Here is an 18,812-nt window from a genome sequence, read left to right on the forward strand (position 1 = left end):
AAGCGGGGCCGCCAACGCAACCTGTGGCACGCGCGCATGCAGTTGCGGCATAGTTCGGTCAAGAGGGTGGCCGAACACCGGATCGGCTGCGGCCAACACCAGGCGCACCAACACGCTGCCGGCCACTGTCTGCAACCAATGCGTGCTATTTACCGGGTACAGTGCAGTCCCGACAGGCGCGCGCGTGCACACGCGGCGATGTGGACAAGGATGACGATGAAGAACGTGCTGTTGTCGGTGCTGGCGGTGCTACTGCTATCGATCGGCCTGGATGCGGCGGCAGTGAATCAGATCGAGACCCCGCGCATGCGCCGGTTCGGTGCGCCCGAAGGCCTGCCCTCACGCATGGTGCTGGCATTGGCGCAGGACCGGCAGGGCTTTATCTGGGCGGCGACCGGCGATGGCCTGGCACGCTACGACGGCATCGGGCTGCAGGTATGGCAGCACGACCCGCATGTCGCCAGTTCGATCCCGGGCAACGAAGTGGAAACGCTGTTCGTCGATGATCGCGACCGGGTGTGGGTTGGCGTCAATGGCTCGCCACCGAGCATGCTGGATGCGACGCGCACGGCATTTACGAGGTTTCCCAACGTCGGTGCAGCATGCGATGGGCAGGTCTGGGCGCTGGCGCAGGCACAAGGTGCGATCTGGATAGGAACCAGTAGCGGCGGACTTTGCCGGCGCGAAGAAAATGGCCGGGTGACGACGTTCCGTGCTACCCCCGATGCGGCTGATGGACTGCCCAGCAACACCATCATGAGCATGGTGACAGATGCACGCGGCCGGCTATGGATCGGCACCGATAGCGGGTTGGTGATGCGCGACGGCGAGCGCTTCGTGCGCATCGCGCCAGACCGATTGGGCACCACTGTTTTCAAGCTGAGCAAGGATGCCGACGGTACGTTGTGGGTAGGGACCAGCACGGGCTTGTATAGGGTGACACCGGCTGGTGTGCTGGAGCGTGCGCCTTGGACAGGGGCCGATACCGTACGCGCCGCGACCGTGGTGCACGATGTGCACGGCGGCTACTGGATGGGTGCCGCCGACGGGTTCTTTCGGGTGGCGCCCGGGGAAACTGCGCTGCGCGTGATGGACGGCGATCGTGGCAGCGGCTTTCTCACCGCCCATAGTGGTGTGCTCGATGTGATGCAGGACCGCCAGGGCGGCCTATGGCTCGGGCTGATTTCGCAAGGCATCGCGTATCTCCCGCCGGATTGGCGGCGGTTCTCCACCATTTTTGAAAGCCAAGGCAAGCCGCTGGAGAGCTTGTATCTGTTCAATACCGCCGCCGATGGCGACAGCTTTTTGGTAACGACCGGCGAAGGTGTGTACCGGCTGGGCAATGACGGTGAGCTGGTGCCGGTACTGCACAGCGACATATTGGGGGGCGGTACCGTGCAGTCGGTGCTGCCCGCTGGGGACGGTGGTCTGTGGATCGCGCTGCGCGATGGCATCACACGGTATACCCCAGCGACTGGGCACAAACGCAAGCTTGCGATGCAGATTGGTAATTCCGCCACGCATCGGGTGGAGCTGATGACGCCAGGCATCAATGGCGAGTTCTGGATTTCGATCGTGGGAGGTGGCGTACAGCGCCGTGCTGCGGATGGACGACTGCTGGCCACGTTCCACTTCGGTACCGACCTGAGCGAAGTCGGCGGCATGGTGCAGCAATTGACGGTGCGGCCAGATGGCACCGTCTGGGTCGCAGCCGGTGACGGTTTGTGGGTCTGGCAGGGCAAACGTTTTCGCGCAGTGATCGATGACGCCCGTCATGAAGTCTATGCGCTGGCCTTCGTTTCGCCGCATGAGTTCTGGGTTGGGCGTTCCGGTGCGTTGGAGCGCTATGGGTGGGACGGGCAGCAGGCGCGTCTGCTGGAGCGGATAGGGCACGAGCAGGGTCTGCCATCCACCGAGATACGTGGCCTGGCATTAGGCGGCACCGACACGGTATGGGTCATAACCTCCCGTGGTCTGTTCGCTTACAAGTGCGGTCAGCCGCAGGTGCATCGCTTCAGTCAACGCGACGGCTTGCCAGATAGTGAGTTCTCGATGCGTCCGCCGGCCATTGGTCCCAATGGCCAGGTGCTGGCGTTGACGACCAGCGGCATCGTGTTATTCGATCCATCGCGGCCGTTTGCACCGGCGCCGCTGGCGCGTCTAGTGATCGAGTCGGTGCAGGTGCGGCGTAACGATGCGGAGCGTCCGCAGACGATTGCGCACAGGGGGCCGGTGATCCTGCAAGCGCGCGATCGCGATCTGCGCATCAGTGCGCGGCTGTTGTCGTTCGTCGATCCCGCCTCTGCGCATTACCGCTACCGTGTAAATGGCTACGATGAGCGCTGGGTGGAGGAGGGCGCCAGCGGCGAGCGCGTGATCTCGCGGCTGCCACCGGGGGATTACCGCATCGACGTGCAGGCGCGTGCCGGCGATGGCGACTGGGTGGCCGCACCAGCGCTGCAAGTGGAAGTCCGGCCGCCCTGGTGGTTGAGCATGGCCGCGCAACTGGCGGCGTCAGTGCTATGCATGCTGCTGCTGTGCCTGGGCATTTGGGCCAGGAAAAAACGCGTGCGGCGACGACAGGAATGGGTGCTGGCGCAGCAACGGCAACGGCTTGCCGAGCAGGCATCGATTGCCAAATCGCATTTCCTGGCAACGCTCGGTCACGAAGTGCGCACACCCATGACCGGCGTGCTGGGCATGAGCGAGCTGCTGCTGGCCACGCCCTTGAATGCCAAGCAGCGCAGCCATGTCGATGCGATCCGCAATGCCGGCACGCATCTGCTGCGATTGGTCAACGATGCACTGGATCTGGCGCGTATCGAAGCAGGCAAGCTGGAGCTGATGCAACAGGCCTTCGATCCCGCGCAGCTCGCGCAGGAGCTGGCCGATTTCATGCATCCCATCGCAGATGCGCGCGGCTTGCGTTTTCTGTATCGCAATCGGTTTCCCACGCAGCTGGTCGTGCTGGGCGACGCCACGCGGGTGCGTCAGATCCTGATCAACCTGCTGGGCAACGCGATCAAGTTTGCCGAGCGCGGCGACGTGTCGCTAACCTTGAGCCAGCACGGCGAAACGCTGCGCTTCAAGGTGCGCGATGCGGGGCCGGGCATCGGATTGGAACAGCAGAAGCGCTTGTTTCAGCGCTTCGAGCAGGGCGAGGGCGCGCGCACCAGCTCGCGTTACGGCGGCAGCGGACTGGGATTGGCGATCTGTCAGGAGCTTACCGTGGCGATGAAGGGCCGGATCCGCGTGCGTAGCCGGCTCGGTGTCGGCACTCAGTTCACCGTCGATTTGCCTTTGCCGATCGATCGCTCCGGCACACGTATCGCCACCGGCCAGGTGCAGGCGCTTGCAGGCGAGCCGCTGCGCATCTTGCTGGTGGAAGATGACCCGACCGTGGCTGAGGTGATCAGCGGCCTGCTGATCAACCGAGGCCATCGTGTGGTGCATGCCGCGCATGGGCTAGCAGCGTTGGCGGAGGCGGTGGACGGTGGTTTCGACGTCGCGCTACTGGATCTGGATCTCCCCTGTCTGGACGGCTTCGCCCTGGCATCGCAACTACGCCAGCTCGGTCACCGCTTCCCGCTGCTGGCAGTCACGGCACGCGCCGACAGCGCCGCCGAAGCCCAGGCGCTGGCAGCAGGCTTCGACGGATTCCTGCGCAAGCCGGTGACCGCGGATTTGCTGGTAGAAGCAATCGCGGCTGCGCGCGAGGCGGCAAATACACGAGCGGTAGTCGCTGATGGCACTGCATCGGGCGTACGTGAGTGAGGCGATGCGTGCTTGCTCATGCACGGCGCGGCCTGCACTATGCGGCGACCTGCAGTGAAATTTTTATGTCACGCCTACGTTTTTGTCCCGCTTTCGGTCGCAACCTTGCTGCACGGTTGTTGGTTCTATTGATCACCGCGGTGCCCGTGTTTGCCTCCGCGGCGGTACCAACCACTCCGGTGCCGGTCCAACTCACTGTGGCCGACGGTCTTCCGTCCAATACAGTGAACGACTTTGCCGAGGACAAAAACGGCTACCTCTGGCTAGCAACTACCGATGGTCTGGCCAGGTTCGATGGTCGTAGTTACCGCATCTGGCGAATGGAGGACGGGCTGACAGATAACTATGCATGGGCGGTAGGAGTCGATGCCGAAAACAGGCTATGGGTTGGTTTAAATGATGGCGGTGTAGGTGTTATGGATCCTAAACGGCGCGCATTCAAACCACTGGAGAGCGCGCAGTTTCCTGAGCTCAGTCACCTCACAGTGTGGGCGATCGCGCAGACGCCCGATGGCGATCTATGGTTTGGAACATCTAGAAGTGGGCTTTATCGGTTGCGCCCGGATGGCAGCATGCAGCATTTTATGTTTGTGGCAGATGATGCGCATAGTTTGCCGTCTGACCGAGTGAATGAATTACGGGTTACAGCTGAAGGGGCACTTTGGATTGGAAGCAATGGAGGCCTCGCACGATGGAATGGAAGGTCTTTTGATCGTAAGGCGTTGCCAGGAGACAGTCAGTCTTCCAATGGGCTACGCGTTGATCCCAACGGTGGCTTATGGGTTACCGACAGCAATAATCAGCTGTATCGACTGGACTCTGGCGGGAATTTTGCTCCGCATCCTTGGCAGCATGCAAACGACGGCCAGAACGTCATAGGCATGTTGTTGCATGATCGAAGCGGGCACTATTGGCTGGATACGATGTCCGGTCTGGGCATCTCGGAAGGCACGCAGGTCCAGAATGTGCCGATCTACAGCTTGTCGGCACATGGACTGGTCAAGCCGAGTTGGGCAATTGCCTACGAGGATCGCGAAGGTGGCCTGTGGTTTGCCAGTCTCAGTGGTGGGCTTTGGCATCTGCCGCCCAATTGGAGTACTTTTTCGGTGTTGTCGTACCACGTTGACGATCCACAATCGATGGCCAATCCTCTTGTACGAGCAGCGGCAGTATCGGCATCCGGTGGATTATGGATTGCTGGCACGCGCGGCGCGCTAGAACGCCTGGATCCGGTTACCGGCAAGTTGGAACGTCACCTTCGTCCTATCTCAGGGACGCGTTGGCCCAAGCGTCTCCTGGAGAGCGGACGTGGCTACGTCTGGATTGGATTGCCAGAATCTCTGGTGCGTTATGACCCGCGTACCCGACAAAGCAAGCGCTGGCCGCTGTCCACAGAGCACTATGTCGAGGCTGACATGGTGACACCTGACCTCATGGCCTTGGATGCACGCAGTCAGCTTTGGATTTTCTTGAATAAGATGGGCTTCCAGATTCGTGATGAGGAAGGTCGGCTTATTCGTGAAATGGAGCAGGGTAAGCATGGGCTGGATAACTCCAGCGCTTACGATTTAAGGCTGGGTCCCGATGGTCAGATGTGGCTTGCCAGCACGACTGGCCTACAGCACTGGGATCCAAAAGCAGATGCTTTCGTCATGGTGCAAGGCGCGCCTTCCTCAACGAATTATGTGGTCCGTTTCACCGACTCAGGTGTGGTTTGGATCGGACTGATGGGCGAGCTGCGGCGCTATCTCTGGGATGGCACGCGACTTACGCATCTGGACACCATTGGCGGAGCGCAGGATTTCCCCATGGTGGCACCGAACGGGCTTGTAGTCGATGCCGCGGGCGTGGCCTGGGTGTCGAGTGCGCGCGGTCTGATCAGAGTGGACCCCGCTAGCAAAATGGTCCGGATCTACGGTGTGCATGACGGGCTTCCCAATCAAGAATTTCTGGGAGACACGCTTGTCCAAGCAAGGGGTGGGCAGATTCTAGGCGGAACGCCTGATGGTGTTGTGCTGTTTGATCCGGCCAAAATGCGTCCAAGTACGCGCCAGCCACCCCTGTTGATTGAGCGGGTGGGGGTGCGGCGCGGCGAGCGCGGACTGGATGTGACCGGCGTGGAGCCGCTGCGACTGCAGGACGGCGATCGCGATCTGCATATCGTCGCGCGCATGCCGACCTTTACGCATTCGGAGTCAACCAGCTATCGCTTTCGTCTCAGCGGCTACGACCCGGACTGGATCGACGTCGGGCCCAGTGGTGAGCGCTTGTTCTCGCGCCTGCCGGCCGGTCGTTACACGCTGGAAGTGCAGGGGCGCACTGCAGACGGTATCTGGTCGGCAAGTCAGACCTTGCGTTTTCAGCTGTTGCCGGCATGGTGGCTGTCGCCGTGGGGTTTAAGCCTGCTCGCCTTGCTGACGGTGTGCCTGATCGCTGCGGCCACCTTGTTGTACCGCCGTCGGCTGCGTCGCTTGACTGCCTGGCAGCTGGCGGTGCACAAACAGGAAGTAGCCGAGCAGGCGTCGTTGGCAAAGACGCGGTTCCTGGCAACACTCGGCCACGAAGTGCGCACGCCGATGACCGGCGTCCTAGGTATGAGCGAGCTGCTGCTCAAGACGTCGTTGGATATCACGCAGCGCAGTTACACCGAGTCTATCCGCCGCGCGGGTGCGCATCTGCTGCGGCTGGTCAACGATGCGTTGGATCTGGCCCGCATCGAGTCCGGCCGGTTGGAACTGGATCTGCAGCCATTTTCGGTGCGTCAACTCGTGGCCGAAGTCGAAGCGCTGATGGCACCGTTGGCGCAAGAGCGCGGCCTGCGTTTCAGCCTGGAAATCGGGCTGCTCGGCGACATCACCGCCAGCGGTGATTCCACCCGCATCCGGCAGATTTTGCTCAATCTGCTCAATAACGCGATCAAATTCACCGAGCGCGGTGTGGTGGGTTTGAAGTTGACCACGCTCGGTTCCTATCAAGGCCTGCGCTTCGAGGTTGCCGATACAGGCCCTGGCATCAACGCCGAACAGAAAGCGCGATTGTTCCAGCGCTTCGAGCAGGGCGATGGTGCCAGGACCAACTCACGCTACGGCGGCAGTGGGCTGGGGTTGGCGATCTGCCAGGAGCTGGCAATGGCAATGGGCGGGCATATCGAAGTGATCAGCCGGCTTGGTGAGGGGACGCGCTTTGTAGTGGATCTGCCGCTGCACTGGGTCGCCTCCAATGCCCCACTCGACGGCGAGCCAGTGGTTGCCGATACGGCGGTCGAACCGCAGCGCATCCTGTTGGTGGAAGATGATCCGACCATTGCCGAAGTCATCGTTGGCCTGCTGCGCGCGCAGGGTCACTCTGTGGTGCATGCCCCGCATGGCCTGGCGGCGTTGACCGAGGCGGCCGACAACACCTTCGATCTGGCGTTGCTGGATCTGGATCTGCCCGGGCTGGATGGTTTCGCGCTGGCGCGGCAACTGCGCGCCTTCGGCTATGAGATGCCGTTGATCGCCGTGACCGCACGCTCCGATGAGGTCGCCGAGCCGAATGCACAGGACGCCGGCTTCGACAGTTTTCTGCGCAAGCCACTCACCGGCGATATGCTGGCCGACACCATCGCCGAGGCGTTGCGGCGTGCACGCCCACGCAACGCTATCTAGCCGCCATGGAGACGTGACGTTGCGCTACCGCCACTCGGCAACCGCCTCGACTTCCTTGGGATGCGGCCGCGTCTTGGCCAGCTGCCAGAAGATCAACGTCGACGATAAGGTGATGCCGCCTACGTACAAGGAGGTGGCATGCCGCGCTGCGATGGCTCCATGCGTGTCGCCCAGATGCGTATTGAAAGCGGCCAGCAAGCTACGCGCTGCTGCTGTGCCGAAACCGATGACTGACCCATCCCCGATAGCAGGGCCATTAGCAAGTTGAACCGCCCCGGGATTCCCGGAGGCTCCAACTCTTGAGAGGATGGAGTCATGAGCAAAGCAATGACGTATTCGCCAGAGGTTCGTGAGCGAGCGGTGCGGATGGTGTTTGAGCACCAGAAGGATCACACCTTGCAGTGGGCGACGATCGCATCGATCGCCGGGAAGATCGGTTGCACGGCGCAGACACTCTGCAACGAGGTACGGCAGGCCGAGTGCGACCAGGGTCGGCGTGAGGGGCTGAGCACGTCCGAGCGCGAGAAGATGAAGTCGCTGGAGCGCGAGGTGCGGGAGTTGCGGCAGGCCAACGAGATCCTGCGCAAGGCATCAGCGTATCCACCACAGCGACCGTGGCGTGCAATACGTCAGCATCCGTTACAGCGAACGGCTGGTCGAGGCCAGGATCGAACCGTCTGTCGGCAGCGTTGGCGACTGGTATGACAACGCACTGGCTGAGACGATCAACGGCCTGTACAAGGCCGACGTGATCCACCGCAGATCGTGGCGCAATCGCGAGCAGATGGAACTGGCCACGCTGGATTGGGTGCACTGGTACAACGACAAACGCCTGCTGGGGCCGATCGGATACGTCCCGCCAGCGGAAGCCGAAGCGGCTTATGATCGGCAGCAAATCCGTCAGGCTGAGGCGGCCTGACTCAAACCAAACGGCCTCCGACAAAACCGGGGCGGTTCACGGGGCGGTTCATCTTCCTTGGCGCGTTCGCTCTTGGGCGTCTTTCGCCAAGCGTAATAACCCGAACGATTCACCCGCAACACCCGGCACATCGCGCACAGCCTGAATTCCCCGCGATTGGCGTGCATGAAGGCGCACTTTGCCTTTACCCCCTGGCAACGTACGCGGCGGCCTGTTTTAGGATGTCGCGCTCCTCGGTGACGCGGCGCAACCCGGCCTTCAGGCGCCGAACCTCGGCGCGCTGGTCCACCTTGGCGCGCTGCACCACGCCGGGCTTGCCGAACGTGCGCAGCCAGGCGTCCAGGCTGTACGTGGTGACCCCCAGCCGCTCGGCGACTTCTGCCACCTTGAAGCCATGATCGGTCACTTGCCGGACCGCTTCGATCTTGAACGCACCCGTCTACCGCTTGCTGCTTATGGACATCTCCGAATTCCCCATTTTCCATGGCCTTGAGATGTCTATGAAAGCTGGGCGTATCAACACCGTGCACAATCGTTTGTTGCCTCGGCGGAGAACCCTTCCGTCGTTGGAAAAGCTAAGATCGAAACTTGTGTAAAGTCGGAAGTAGCCAATGATCGATCGTCGTACCTTTCTTGCCACGGGCGTGGCGGCGGCCGCTGCTGCCAGCGTCAGTGCATCGGCGGCTCGCATCGCGCAGACGCCGCGCGCCAACGGGCCGGCACCGTGGGGGGCAGTGCCTAGCGCGCGCCAGCTGCGCTGGCATCGGTGGGAGCAATACGCCTTCGTGCATTTTGCGATGAACACCTTCATCGACAAGGAATGGGGCTACGGCGACGAAGATCCGCGCAAATTCGATCCCAGCGATTTTTCGGCCGACCAGATCGTCGCTGCGGCAAAAGCAGGCAATCTCAAGGGGCTGATTTTCACGGCCAAGCACCATGATGGGTTCTGTCTGTGGCCGACACGCTTGACCGAGCACTGCATCCGCAACTCGCCGTACAAGAACGGCAAGGGTGACATTGTCGGGGAGATGGCCGCGGCATGTCGCCGCGCGGGTCTCGCGTTCGGCCTGTACCTCTCGCCCTGGGATCGCAACCATGCCGAGTATGGTCGCCCCGGTTATATCGACTATTTCCGCAAGCAGATCGTCGAGCTCTGCACCGGCTACGGCGACCTGTTCGAGTTCTGGTTCGACGGTGCCAATGGCGGCGACGGCTATTACGGCGGGGCGCGATGGATCCCATTCGTTCGCGCACGCCAAGTCCTGCCCGCGAGCTTCTGCCCGGACCCCAACCGGATAGGGTTCAGCCGACTGCAGATCGGGGGGGGGCTCCGCCTGCTGGCGGCCCCCTGGATGGCTTGCCCGCTCGGCGGACGATGTCCCGGACCCGGCTGCCATCTCCCCCTGCGCCCTCGCCTGCGTTCTCGGCGGGCAGCTTCAGCGATCTGCTCCGTCAGTTCGATCCGTCGCTTCTTGATACATCGCTTCTTGATTCGATGCCTGCCGTCGGCACGCCGCATACAGCGGCTGCCCCAGCAGAATGGGATGAGGCGCAATCGGGTCTGCGTGCAGCCGATGACCCGCCACCCACCGTGCGTGTCGCTGTCACTGCCGCGCGGCCGCCGCGCGCCAAGCCGGCCCCGCGACGGCGTGCGGCGCAACCCTCCGACGCTTCGCCGGCCGCGCAGGTGGATCTACGCACGCTCGGCTACAGTCAGCAGCAGCAAGAGAAGATCAAACCGAAGGTGCGTTCGACAGTGGCGCGGCACCACGAGGCACTGGTGGGTCATGGGTTTACACACGCGCACATCGTTGCGCTCAGCCAACACCCGGCAGCGTTAGGGACCGTTGCTGTCACGTATCAGGACATAATCAGGGCGTTGCCAGAGGCGACACACGAAGACATCGTTGGCGTCGGCAAACAGTGGTCCGGCGCACGCGCCCTGGAGGCCTTGCTCACGGAGGCGGGGGAGTTGAGAGGTCCGCCGTTACAGTTGGACACAGGCCAACTTCTCAAGATTGCAAAACGTGGCGGCGTGACCGCAGTGAAGGCAGTGCATGCATGGCGCAATGCACTGACGGGTGCCCCCCTGAACCTGACCCCGGCACAAGTGGTGGCCATCGCCAGCCACGATGGCGGCAATCAGGCGCTGGAGACGGTGCAGCGGCTGTTGCCGGTGCTGTGCCAGGACCATGGCCTGACCCCGGACCAGGTCGTGGCCATCGCCAGCCACGATGGCGGCAAGCAGGCGCTGGAGACGGTGCAGCGGCTGTTGCCGGTGCTGTGCCAGGACCATGGCCTGACCCCGGACCAGGTCGTGGCCATCGCCAGCCACGATGGCGGCAAGCAGGCGCTGGAGACGGTGCAGCGGCTGTTGCCGGTGCTGTGCCAGGACCATGGCCTGACCCCGGCGCAGGCGGTGGCCATCGCCAGCAATGGCGGCGGCAAGCAGGCGCTGGAGACGGTGCAACGGCTGTTGCCGGTGCTGTGCCAGGACCATGGCCTGACCCCGGACCAGGTGGTGGCCATCGCCAGCAATGGCGGCAAGCAGGCGCTGGAGACGGTGCAGCGGCTGTTGCCGGTGCTGTGCCAGGCCCATGGCCTGACCCCGGACCAGGTCGTGGCCATCGCCAGCAATGGCGGCGGCAAGCAGGCGCTGGAGACGGTGCAGCGGCTGTTGCCGGTGCTGTGCCAGGCCCATGGCCTGACCCCGGACCAGGTGGTGGCCATCGCCAGCCACGATGGCGGCAAGCAGGCGCTGGAGACGGTGCAGCGGCTGTTGCCGGTGCTGTGCCAGGCCCATGGCCTGACCCCGGCGCAGGTGGTGGCCATCGCCAGCAGTGGCGGCAAGCAGGCGCTGGAGACGGTGCAGCGGCTGTTGCCGGTGCTGTGCCAGGACCATGGCCTGACCCCGGACCAGGTGGTGGCCATCGCCAGCCATGGCGGCAGCAAGCAGGCGCTGGAGACGGTGCAGCGGCTGTTGCCGGTGCTGTGCCAGGCCCATGGCCTGACCCTGGCGCAGGTGGTGGCCATCGCCAGCAATATTGGCGGCAAGCAGGCGCTGGAGACGGTGCAGCGGCTGTTGCCGGTGCTGTGCCAGGCCCATGGCCTGACCCCGGCGCAGGTGATGGCCATCGCCAGTAATATTGGCGGCAAGCAGGCGCTGGAGACGGTGCAGCGGCTGTTGCCGGTGCTGTGCCAGGACCATGGCCTGACCCCGGACCAGGTCGTGGCCATCGCCAGCAATAACGGCGGCAAGCAGGCGCTGGAGACGCTGCAGCGGCTGTTGCCGGTGCTGTGCCAGGACCATGGCCTGACCCCGGACCAGGTCGTGGCCATCGCCAGCCACGATGGCGGCAAGCAGGCGCTGGAGACGGTGCAGCGGCTGTTGCCGGTGCTGTGCCAGGACCATGGCCTGACCCCGGACCAGGTCGTGGCCATCGCCAGCAATAACGGCGGCAAGCAGGCGCTGGAGACGCTGCAGCGGCTGTTGCCGGTGCTGTGCCAGGACCATGGCCTGACCCTGGACCAGGTGGTGGCCATTGCCAGCAATGACGGCAGCAAGCAGGCGCTGGAGACGGTGCAGCGGCTGTTGCCGGTGCTGTGCCAGGACCATGGCCTGACCCCGGACCAGGTCGTGGCCATCGCCAGCCACGATGGCGGCAAGCAGGCGCTGGAGACGGTGCAGCGGCTGTTGCCGGTGCTGTGCCAGGACCATGGCCTGACCCCGAACCAAGTGGTGGCCATCGCCAGCAATATTGGCGGCAAGCAGGCGCTGGAGACGGTGCAGCGGCTGTTGCTGGTGCTGTGCCAGGACCATGGCCTGACCCCGGCCCAGGTCGTGGCCATCGCCAGCCACGATGGCGGCAAGCAGGCGCTGGAGACGGTGCAGCGGCTGTTGCCGGTGCTGTGCCAGGACCATGGCCTGACCCCGGACCAGGTCGTGGCCATCGCCAGCCATGGCGGCGGCAAGCAGGCGCTGGAGACGGTGCAACGGCTGTTGCCGGTGCTGTGCCAGGACCATGGCCTGACCCCGGACCAGGTCGTGGCCATCGCCAGCAATGGCGGCGGCAAGCAGGCGCTGGAGAGCATTGTTGCCCAGTTATCTCGCCCTGATCCGGCGTTGGCCGCGTTGACCAACGATCACCTCGTCGCCTTGGCCTGCCTCGGCGGACGTCCTGCCCTGGATGCAGTGAAAAAGGGATTGCCGCACGCGCCGGAATTGATCAGAAGAATCAATCGCCGTATTCCCGAACGCACGTCCCATCGCGTTGCCGACCTCGCGCACGTGGTGCGCGTGCTTGGTTTTTTCCAGAGCCACTCCCACCCAGCGCAAGCATTCGATGACGCCATGACGCAGTTCGGGATGAGCAGGAACGGGTTGGTACAGCTCTTTCGCAGAGTGGGCGTCACCGAACTCGAAGCCCGCTGCGGAACGCTCCCCCCAGCCTCGCAGCGTTGGGACCGTATCCTCCAGGCATCAGGGATGAAAAGGGCCAAACCGTCCCCTACTTCAGCTCAAACGCCGGATCAGGCGTCTTTGCATGCATTCGCCGATTCGCTGGAGCGTGACCTTGATGCGCCCAGCCCAATGCACGAGGGAGATCAGACGCGGGCAAGCAGCCGTAAACGGTCCCGATCGGATCGTGCTGTCACCGGCCCCTCCGCACAGCAATCTTTCGAGGTGCGCGTTCCCGAACAGCGCGATGCGCTGCATTTGCCCCTCAGCTGGAGGGTAAAACGCCAGCGTACCAGGATCGGGGGCGGCCTCCCGGATCCTGGTACGCCCATCGCTGCCGACCTGGCAGCGTCCAGCACCGTGATGTGGGAACAAGATGCGGCCCCCTTCGCAGGGGCAGCGGATGATTTCCCGGCATTCAACGAAGAGGAGCTCGCATGGTTGATGGAGCTATTGCCTCAGTCAGGCTCAGTCGGAGGGACGATCTGACGAATCGCGCAAGATCGATGCGCCTGCGTACTACAACTGGCCGCGGATGATCGGGCTGGTGCACCAGCATCAGCCGATGGCATGTACCTTCGATCCGCTGGGCGCTGATATCCGCTGGGGCGGCAATGAAGATGGCATCGCCGGCGATCCGTCCTGGCCGACCATGCCCAATGCCCCGTACACCCAGGAAAACGGCAATTCGGGCGTGCGCGGCGGGGCGCTGTGGTGGCCTGCCGAAACCAATACGTCGATCCGCCCGGGCTGGTTCTACCACGCCGATGAAGACGGCAAGGTGCGGAGCCCGGAGAATCTGGTGCGCTATTTCGACACCTCGGTGGCGCGCGGCACCAACATGAATCTCAATCTTCCGCCTGACCGGCGCGGCCGCATTCCCGACCACGACGTGGCGGTGCTGCAGAGTTTCGGCGACGCGATCCGCGCCAGCTTCGCCATCGATCTGGCCAAGGGTGCCAAGGCCACTGCCAGCGCATCGCGTGGCCCTGGGTTCGAGCCGTCGCGCGTACTCGACCGCCAGCCGGACAGCTACTGGTCCACGCCGGACGATGTCACCACGCCGACGCTGACGCTGGAACTGCCGACGGCGCACAGCTTCGATCTGATTCGATTGCGCGAATATCTGCCGCTGGGCGTGCGCGTCACCCGCTTCGCGGTCGAAGCCGAGGTCGATGGGCAATGGCGGCGATTGGCCGAAGCGCAATGCATCGGCGCGCAGCGTATCGTGCGGCTGGATCGCCCGATTGCCGCACGCCGGGTGCGCCTGGTGGTGCTTGAGGCGCCGGTCTGCCCGGCGATCACCGAGTTCGCGCTGTTCCGCGCCGTTGCGCCGGTGCTGGTCGCGCGGCCGACGGCGAATGCGCCGGACGTGCTGTCCACCGCCGGCTGGCGCATCGTCGAGGCGAGCGCGCCAGGGGCGGAAACGTTGCTCGACGACGATGCCAGCACGCTCTGGATCACGCCGGCACCGACGCCGGGCCATCCCGTGCAGGCGACCATCGACCTCGGTGCGCTGCGCAAGGTGGCCGGGTTCAGCCTTACGCCCTCGCGCGCGGTGATGACCGGTGCGGCACCGCCGAAGGGCTATCGCGCCGAGACCAGCGAAGATGGTCAGCACTGGCAACCGGCCGGTGCCGGCGAGCTGTCCAACATCGCCTATGCGCTCTCGACCCAGCGGCTGAATTTCCCCGAGGTCCGCCAGATCCGCTATCTGCGGCTGTCGTTCGCGGAAACGGCGGTGCCCGCCGAGCGGCTGGCGATTGCGGGTATCGGTGCGTTCTCGCGCCTGCGATGAGCGCTTGCGCTCCCGCGCAGCCATGCGCTGCGTGGGAGCGCCGCGCTGAGTGGATGTAGTTTCGCGCGCTGGGATGCGTCTTGCGAAGGGATGAGGAGGGAAATCGCCGCAGTCGCATCACGTGGTGAGCCCGAATCTTCCACTCCCCTGCACGCCGCCGTTGCAGATGAGGCGCTATGGTGCGCGGCGCATTGCGCAGGCGACTGGGTTGGATATGGAACAGAAACAACACGAGTGGATGCAGGCCGTGACCGAGGCGCTCAGCGATCTGCTGGCCGCGCGTGTGGCACAGGCGACGCTGCTGGAGGCGATGCTGGTTTCGCATCCGGATCCGGTGATGCTCAGGAAGGCGTGGGATGAACTGTCGTCCCAGCGCATCGCCTATGTGGCGCAGAACAAAGCGCTGGCCGACGACCCGCGCCCGATGGATGCGCAGACGTTGGAGCAATTCCGCGCGTGGGATGAAAAGCTCCACCGCTATTTTCCGCGCGATCCGGCTGCGGGAAATCGCGAGACGTGAGGCTGGCCATCACGCCAGCGGCAGGGAGTTGTTGGCTGATAAAGACCTGCCGACCATGTCCTAGCTGAAGCCCTGGCCGCGATCGTCCAACAAGCATGCGCTGCGCCGTGCTCTTTAGTTTTCCCGGAACATGCCGACGGATTGCCTGCGGCTGACTGTGCCATCGGTACGCTGCCAAGGCCGAACCGGCCCCGGCAGCGCCGCAGTCTCCATCGCAACACGTAGCGACTGCCACACTTCAACCCACCGATGCGCGCGCTTTAACGGACGCTGCAGGCAGGCGTAGCTTGGCCGAGGTCAGCCTAGGTGCGGTCGCCTGCAGCACGATATCGCCGCTGTTGCGCGTGGTCTGCAACAGCGCCGCACACAGGCCGTTGAATGCCTTGCGCTGTGGTGCCTTGTCGTCTTCGTGGCTGCTGGGGTCGCCGTTGCCGACGCCGATCAGCCGGGCAGGGCCGCGCGACGCGAACTGCACCTGGTTGTCGGCCGTTGGTACCAGACGGCCTTGTGCGTCGACGATTGCCACCTTCGCCACTGCGACATCTTCGGCATTGGCGCGCAGGGTGGTGCGGTCGCAGCTGAGGTGGATCGCGGCCGGCTTGCCTGTGGTTTCGCGGCGCTCGCTGAGCACCAGCTTGCCGCCGCGATAGCCGCGTGCTTCGATTGCGCTGGGTGCGTAGACCACACGCCATGCGACATGGCCGTAAGCCGGCACTTGCTGCATGCCTTGGCTGACGCCGTTGACCAGCAGTTCTACCGCTTTGAGATTGCTGTGGCACCAGACGTCGATCCGGCCGTTGTCGTCCGGCTGCAGCAGGCCGTCCCAGTTCCAGTGACCGGTTCGCTGTTCCATTGCGCGCGGTAGCAGCAGTAGTTGTCTTTCGGAAACCCGCAGCGATCGAGCACGCCGAATTGCGACGCCACATTCGGCCAGCGGTTGTAGGGCGTGGGTTCGCCGCGATAGTCGAAGCCGGTCCAGATGAAGCCGCCGGCGATGTACGGGCGCTGCGCAACATGGCTTCACCAGGCTTCGGCGGTGCCGGCCCACCAGGGGTGGTCCAGGTCGTAGGCGCGGGTGTCGCCGCGTTTGTCGTCGCGCTGATAGTTGCCGCGCACCGACACGGTGCTGCCGGTTTCGCTGCCGTAGATCGGGATGTTGGGGTATTGCGCGTGGAAGCCATCCATCTGGCCGGTGCGGTAGTTGAAACCGACCACATGCGCCACCTGACCGACGCCATCGCCGAAGCCCTTGTCCATGGCGAAGGGCGTGGGGCGGGTGGGGTCGAGTTGGCGCACGCGTTGTTGCATGCGGGTAACGATGCGTGCACCGCGCTCGGTCACCTGCTGCGGCTCTTCGTTGCCGAGCGACCACAGGATGACGCAGGGATGATTGCGGCCGCGCCGCACCATGGTTTCCAGCTCGCCCATCGCATCGGGGTCGGTGATGCTGGGCCAGGCCTTGGGAATCAGCTGTTGTTCGCCATCGGCCCAATCCTCGCAATAGTGCAGATCCAGCAGCACCTGCATGCCGTGCGCGCGTGCATGCGCAATGGTTTTTTTGACATCGGACAGGTCGCTGTACTTGGTCCAGCGCGCATCGTTCCACAAGCGCACGCGCACCAGATTGGCGCGGTGTGCGTGGAAGAGTTCGAATGGATCTTTGACCACACCGTTCTCGCAGTACTGCACGCCGCATTTTTCCATCTCGTTGACGTAGGGCAGGTCCGCGCCGAGATACAGCGTGGCCAGGGCCGGGGTGGCGTGTGCGAAGGTGAAAATGGCCAACGCCAGTAGCGTGGGCGTCCAGAGACGGCGTGGTGAACGCATGCAATTCCTCGACAGAGACAACGTGGAGCGGGGGACGGCATGCCGCAGGCGGCGGCGCTGCTGCGCGGCCGCTGTGCAGAATCCAAACGTGGCTTGCACATTGGATGCCACGCCACGGCTGCGGTGTGATGCAGGTGTGTTGCGATCAGGTTGGCCGCGCAGAAACCTGCGCAGCCGATCGAACACGTGGAGGGCTAAGCAATCCGTCGCGCGCAGTGCTCGTGCGCGCTGCGCTTAAAACTTGTACGTCGCCTCCAACTGGTAACGGCGGCCGAACACCTGGTAGCCGCCATCGTCCTGATTGGCCAGACGGTTGGGCGTGTTGTCGGTGTAGGCGCGCAGCGGATCGTTGGTGAGATTGCTGGCCTGAAAGCGGAAGCCGAGCTGCTTGCTGTACTGCCAGGTCAAGCTCAGATCCACCGTGCCTTCGCTCTGCAGGCGCGCCAGCCGTGCGGCATTCCAGCCGTACACCACCGTGTAGGGGCTGTGGTACTTGTGGCCCACGCGCGCTTCGAAAGTGCCGGTCTTGCGTGCCAGCCCGCTCAACGGTAGCGGGTTGTCTTCCGGCGAGAATTTCTTGAGGTTGGAATTTACCAGCGAATAGTTCGAGTAGACGCCGAAATTTTCCATGTGCGCGATGAAGTAGAACGGCGTCTGCAAGGTGAGTTCCACGCCGTTGATGTCGCCGCCGCCATTGAACGGCGCGCTGACCAGATAATCCAGGCCGTTGATCACTTCGCGGTCGGTGCGGTAGCCGATGCTCGAATCCACTTCCTTGCGATACACGGCCAGTGCGGCGAGCGCTTCGGTGTGGAAATACCACTCGTACGAGACAGCGACCTGGGTGGCCTTGAACGGATCCAACTGCGGGTTGCCGCCGCTGCCAGTGAGCTGGCCGACGGTGACGGTGGGGTCGTCCAGGCGACGGCCGGTGCGCAGTTCGTCCAGCGGCGGACGCGCGGTGACCTTGGCCACTGCAACGCGCAGGATGCGCTGGTCGTCGGTCAGGAAGTTGAGCGTGGCGCTGGGCAGTACGTCGGTGTATGCCTTGCTGTCGCTGCTGGGCGGCACGGTGCCGCCGACCGAATCGAAGCCGTTGCTGCTGGTCTTGGTGTTGACCAGACGTACGCCGACATTACCCGTGGCATCGGTGCCGAACAGCTGCGAGCTGAAGACTGCCTTGGCGAAGGCTTCGCGCACGCTCGGTGGGGAACACCTCCCAGCGCACCGCGCGATTGGGCTCGGACGAGGCGATTTCGCGCCCGTTGACGGTACCCATGGTCATGCGCGGGCCCAGGCCGCGCACGGTGACCAGGCTCTCGTTGCCGCGATCTCGGGTGCCGTTGACGCCGGGCAGGCGCACCAGTGCCGCGGCTACGGTGACGTTGGGCATCTGACCCATGTTGTCCGCTGAGATCACTTCCATGACCTGGTCGGACATCTGCTTGGCTTGCACGGCCTGATGGAGGCTGGCGCGCTGGCCGATCACGGCGATGTTGTCCAACGTGACCGGCGCCTGGCTGTGGCTGGCGGCGCTGCTGGTGTCGTTGGCCGGCGGTGCGGCGGGTGCAGTGTCCTGCGCGTGCGCGCTGAACGCAGTGGCCAGCATGCAGGCGATGGTGGTGCAGAGAACCTCGCGCACGGGCGTACGGCGCGCAGGCCGGCTGGCCGAGCGGCCGGTGTGGTGAACAGGCATCGGTTGATCGCTCCCAGGACAACTGACCAGATGGTGGCTGATGGTGCGGCCAGCCGCATGGAGAAAGGGTCTTGCGCGCCTGCGTGGGTGTGGCGAGTGATGCGGTGCTGCGCGATGGGCGTTGTGTGTTCGTCTGCGTGGCGCCGCAAGCGCGATGCACGGCGCTGGC

General features: G+C 64.0%; 4 protein-coding genes and 8 pseudogenes. 7 read left to right on the top strand and 5 right to left on the bottom strand.

Going from position 1 to position 18,812, the window contains the following annotated elements:
* The first annotated feature begins 216 nt into the window (after window positions 1-216).
* A complete protein-coding gene (locus WJW29_RS07415) occupies window positions 217-3,774 on the top strand; it encodes an ATP-binding protein (RefSeq protein ID WP_041182074.1) in 3,558 nt (1,185 codons plus the stop codon).
* Window positions 3,775-3,839: 65 nt separating this feature from the next.
* Window positions 3,840-7,421, top strand: a complete 3,582-nt coding sequence (locus tag WJW29_RS07420) for an ATP-binding protein (protein ID WP_094187730.1) — start codon at window positions 3,840-3,842, stop codon at window positions 7,419-7,421.
* A gap of 24 nt (window positions 7,422-7,445) precedes the next feature.
* On the opposite strand, the pseudogene WJW29_RS07425 reads toward WJW29_RS07420, so the two are convergent.
* Window positions 7,446-7,646, bottom strand: a pseudogene (locus tag WJW29_RS07425) (MFS transporter); the annotation flags it as partial.
* Between the two features lie 90 nt (window positions 7,647-7,736).
* Here WJW29_RS07425 and WJW29_RS07430 point away from each other — a divergent pair.
* Window positions 7,737-8,340: pseudogene (locus WJW29_RS07430) on the top strand (integrase core domain-containing protein).
* Window positions 8,341-8,387: 47 nt separating this feature from the next.
* Here WJW29_RS07430 and WJW29_RS07435 read toward each other — a convergent pair.
* Window positions 8,388-8,764 (bottom strand): annotated as a pseudogene (locus tag WJW29_RS07435) (transposase); the annotation flags it as partial.
* A 187-nt stretch (window positions 8,765-8,951) separates the two neighbouring features.
* Between WJW29_RS07435 and WJW29_RS07440 the strand changes: the two are divergent.
* The 4 genes and pseudogenes from WJW29_RS07440 to WJW29_RS07455 form a co-directional block, all read left to right on the top strand.
* Window positions 8,952-9,575, top strand: a pseudogene (locus WJW29_RS07440) (alpha-L-fucosidase); the annotation flags it as partial.
* Window positions 9,575-13,291, top strand: a complete 3,717-nt coding sequence (gene avrBs3, locus WJW29_RS07445; RefSeq protein ID WP_011407860.1) for a type III secretion system effector avirulence protein AvrBs3 — start codon at window positions 9,575-9,577, stop codon at window positions 13,289-13,291. The pseudogene WJW29_RS07440 and the gene avrBs3, both read left to right, overlap by 1 nt.
* 1 nt (window position 13,292) lies before the next feature.
* Window positions 13,293-14,600 (top strand): annotated as a pseudogene (locus WJW29_RS07450) (discoidin domain-containing protein); the annotation flags it as partial.
* 166 nt (window positions 14,601-14,766) lie between these two features.
* On the top strand, window positions 14,767-15,120 hold the full coding sequence (locus tag WJW29_RS07455; RefSeq protein WP_011408237.1) for a hypothetical protein: 354 nt from the start codon (window positions 14,767-14,769) through the stop codon (window positions 15,118-15,120).
* 238 nt (window positions 15,121-15,358) lie between these two features.
* On the opposite strand, the pseudogene WJW29_RS07460 reads toward WJW29_RS07455, so the two are convergent.
* From WJW29_RS07460 to WJW29_RS07470, 3 pseudogenes are all read right to left on the bottom strand, one after another.
* Window positions 15,359-16,563 (bottom strand): annotated as a pseudogene (locus WJW29_RS07460) (DUF4982 domain-containing protein); the annotation flags it as partial.
* A pseudogene (locus WJW29_RS07465) lies at window positions 16,558-16,947 on the bottom strand (glycosyl hydrolase 53 family protein); the annotation flags it as partial. The pseudogenes WJW29_RS07465 and WJW29_RS07460, both read right to left, overlap by 6 nt.
* 234 nt (window positions 16,948-17,181) lie before the next feature.
* A pseudogene (locus WJW29_RS07470) lies at window positions 17,182-18,643 on the bottom strand (TonB-dependent receptor).
* Window positions 18,644-18,812: the final 169 nt, after the last annotated feature.

Source organism: Xanthomonas sp. JL1 (assembly GCF_038405005.1).

What these genes read in the sequence shown, in the direction of transcription:
- WJW29_RS07415 (WP_041182074.1), top strand. Translation starts at nt 217, where the DNA reads ATGAAGAACGTGCTGTTGTCGGTGCTGGCGGTGCTACTGCTATCGATC.
- WJW29_RS07420 (WP_094187730.1), top strand. Translation starts at nt 3,840, where the DNA reads ATGTCACGCCTACGTTTTTGTCCCGCTTTCGGTCGCAACCTTGCTGCA.
- avrBs3 (WP_011407860.1), top strand. Translation starts at nt 9,575, where the DNA reads ATGGATCCCATTCGTTCGCGCACGCCAAGTCCTGCCCGCGAGCTTCTG.
- WJW29_RS07455 (WP_011408237.1), top strand. Translation starts at nt 14,767, where the DNA reads ATGAGGCGCTATGGTGCGCGGCGCATTGCGCAGGCGACTGGGTTGGAT.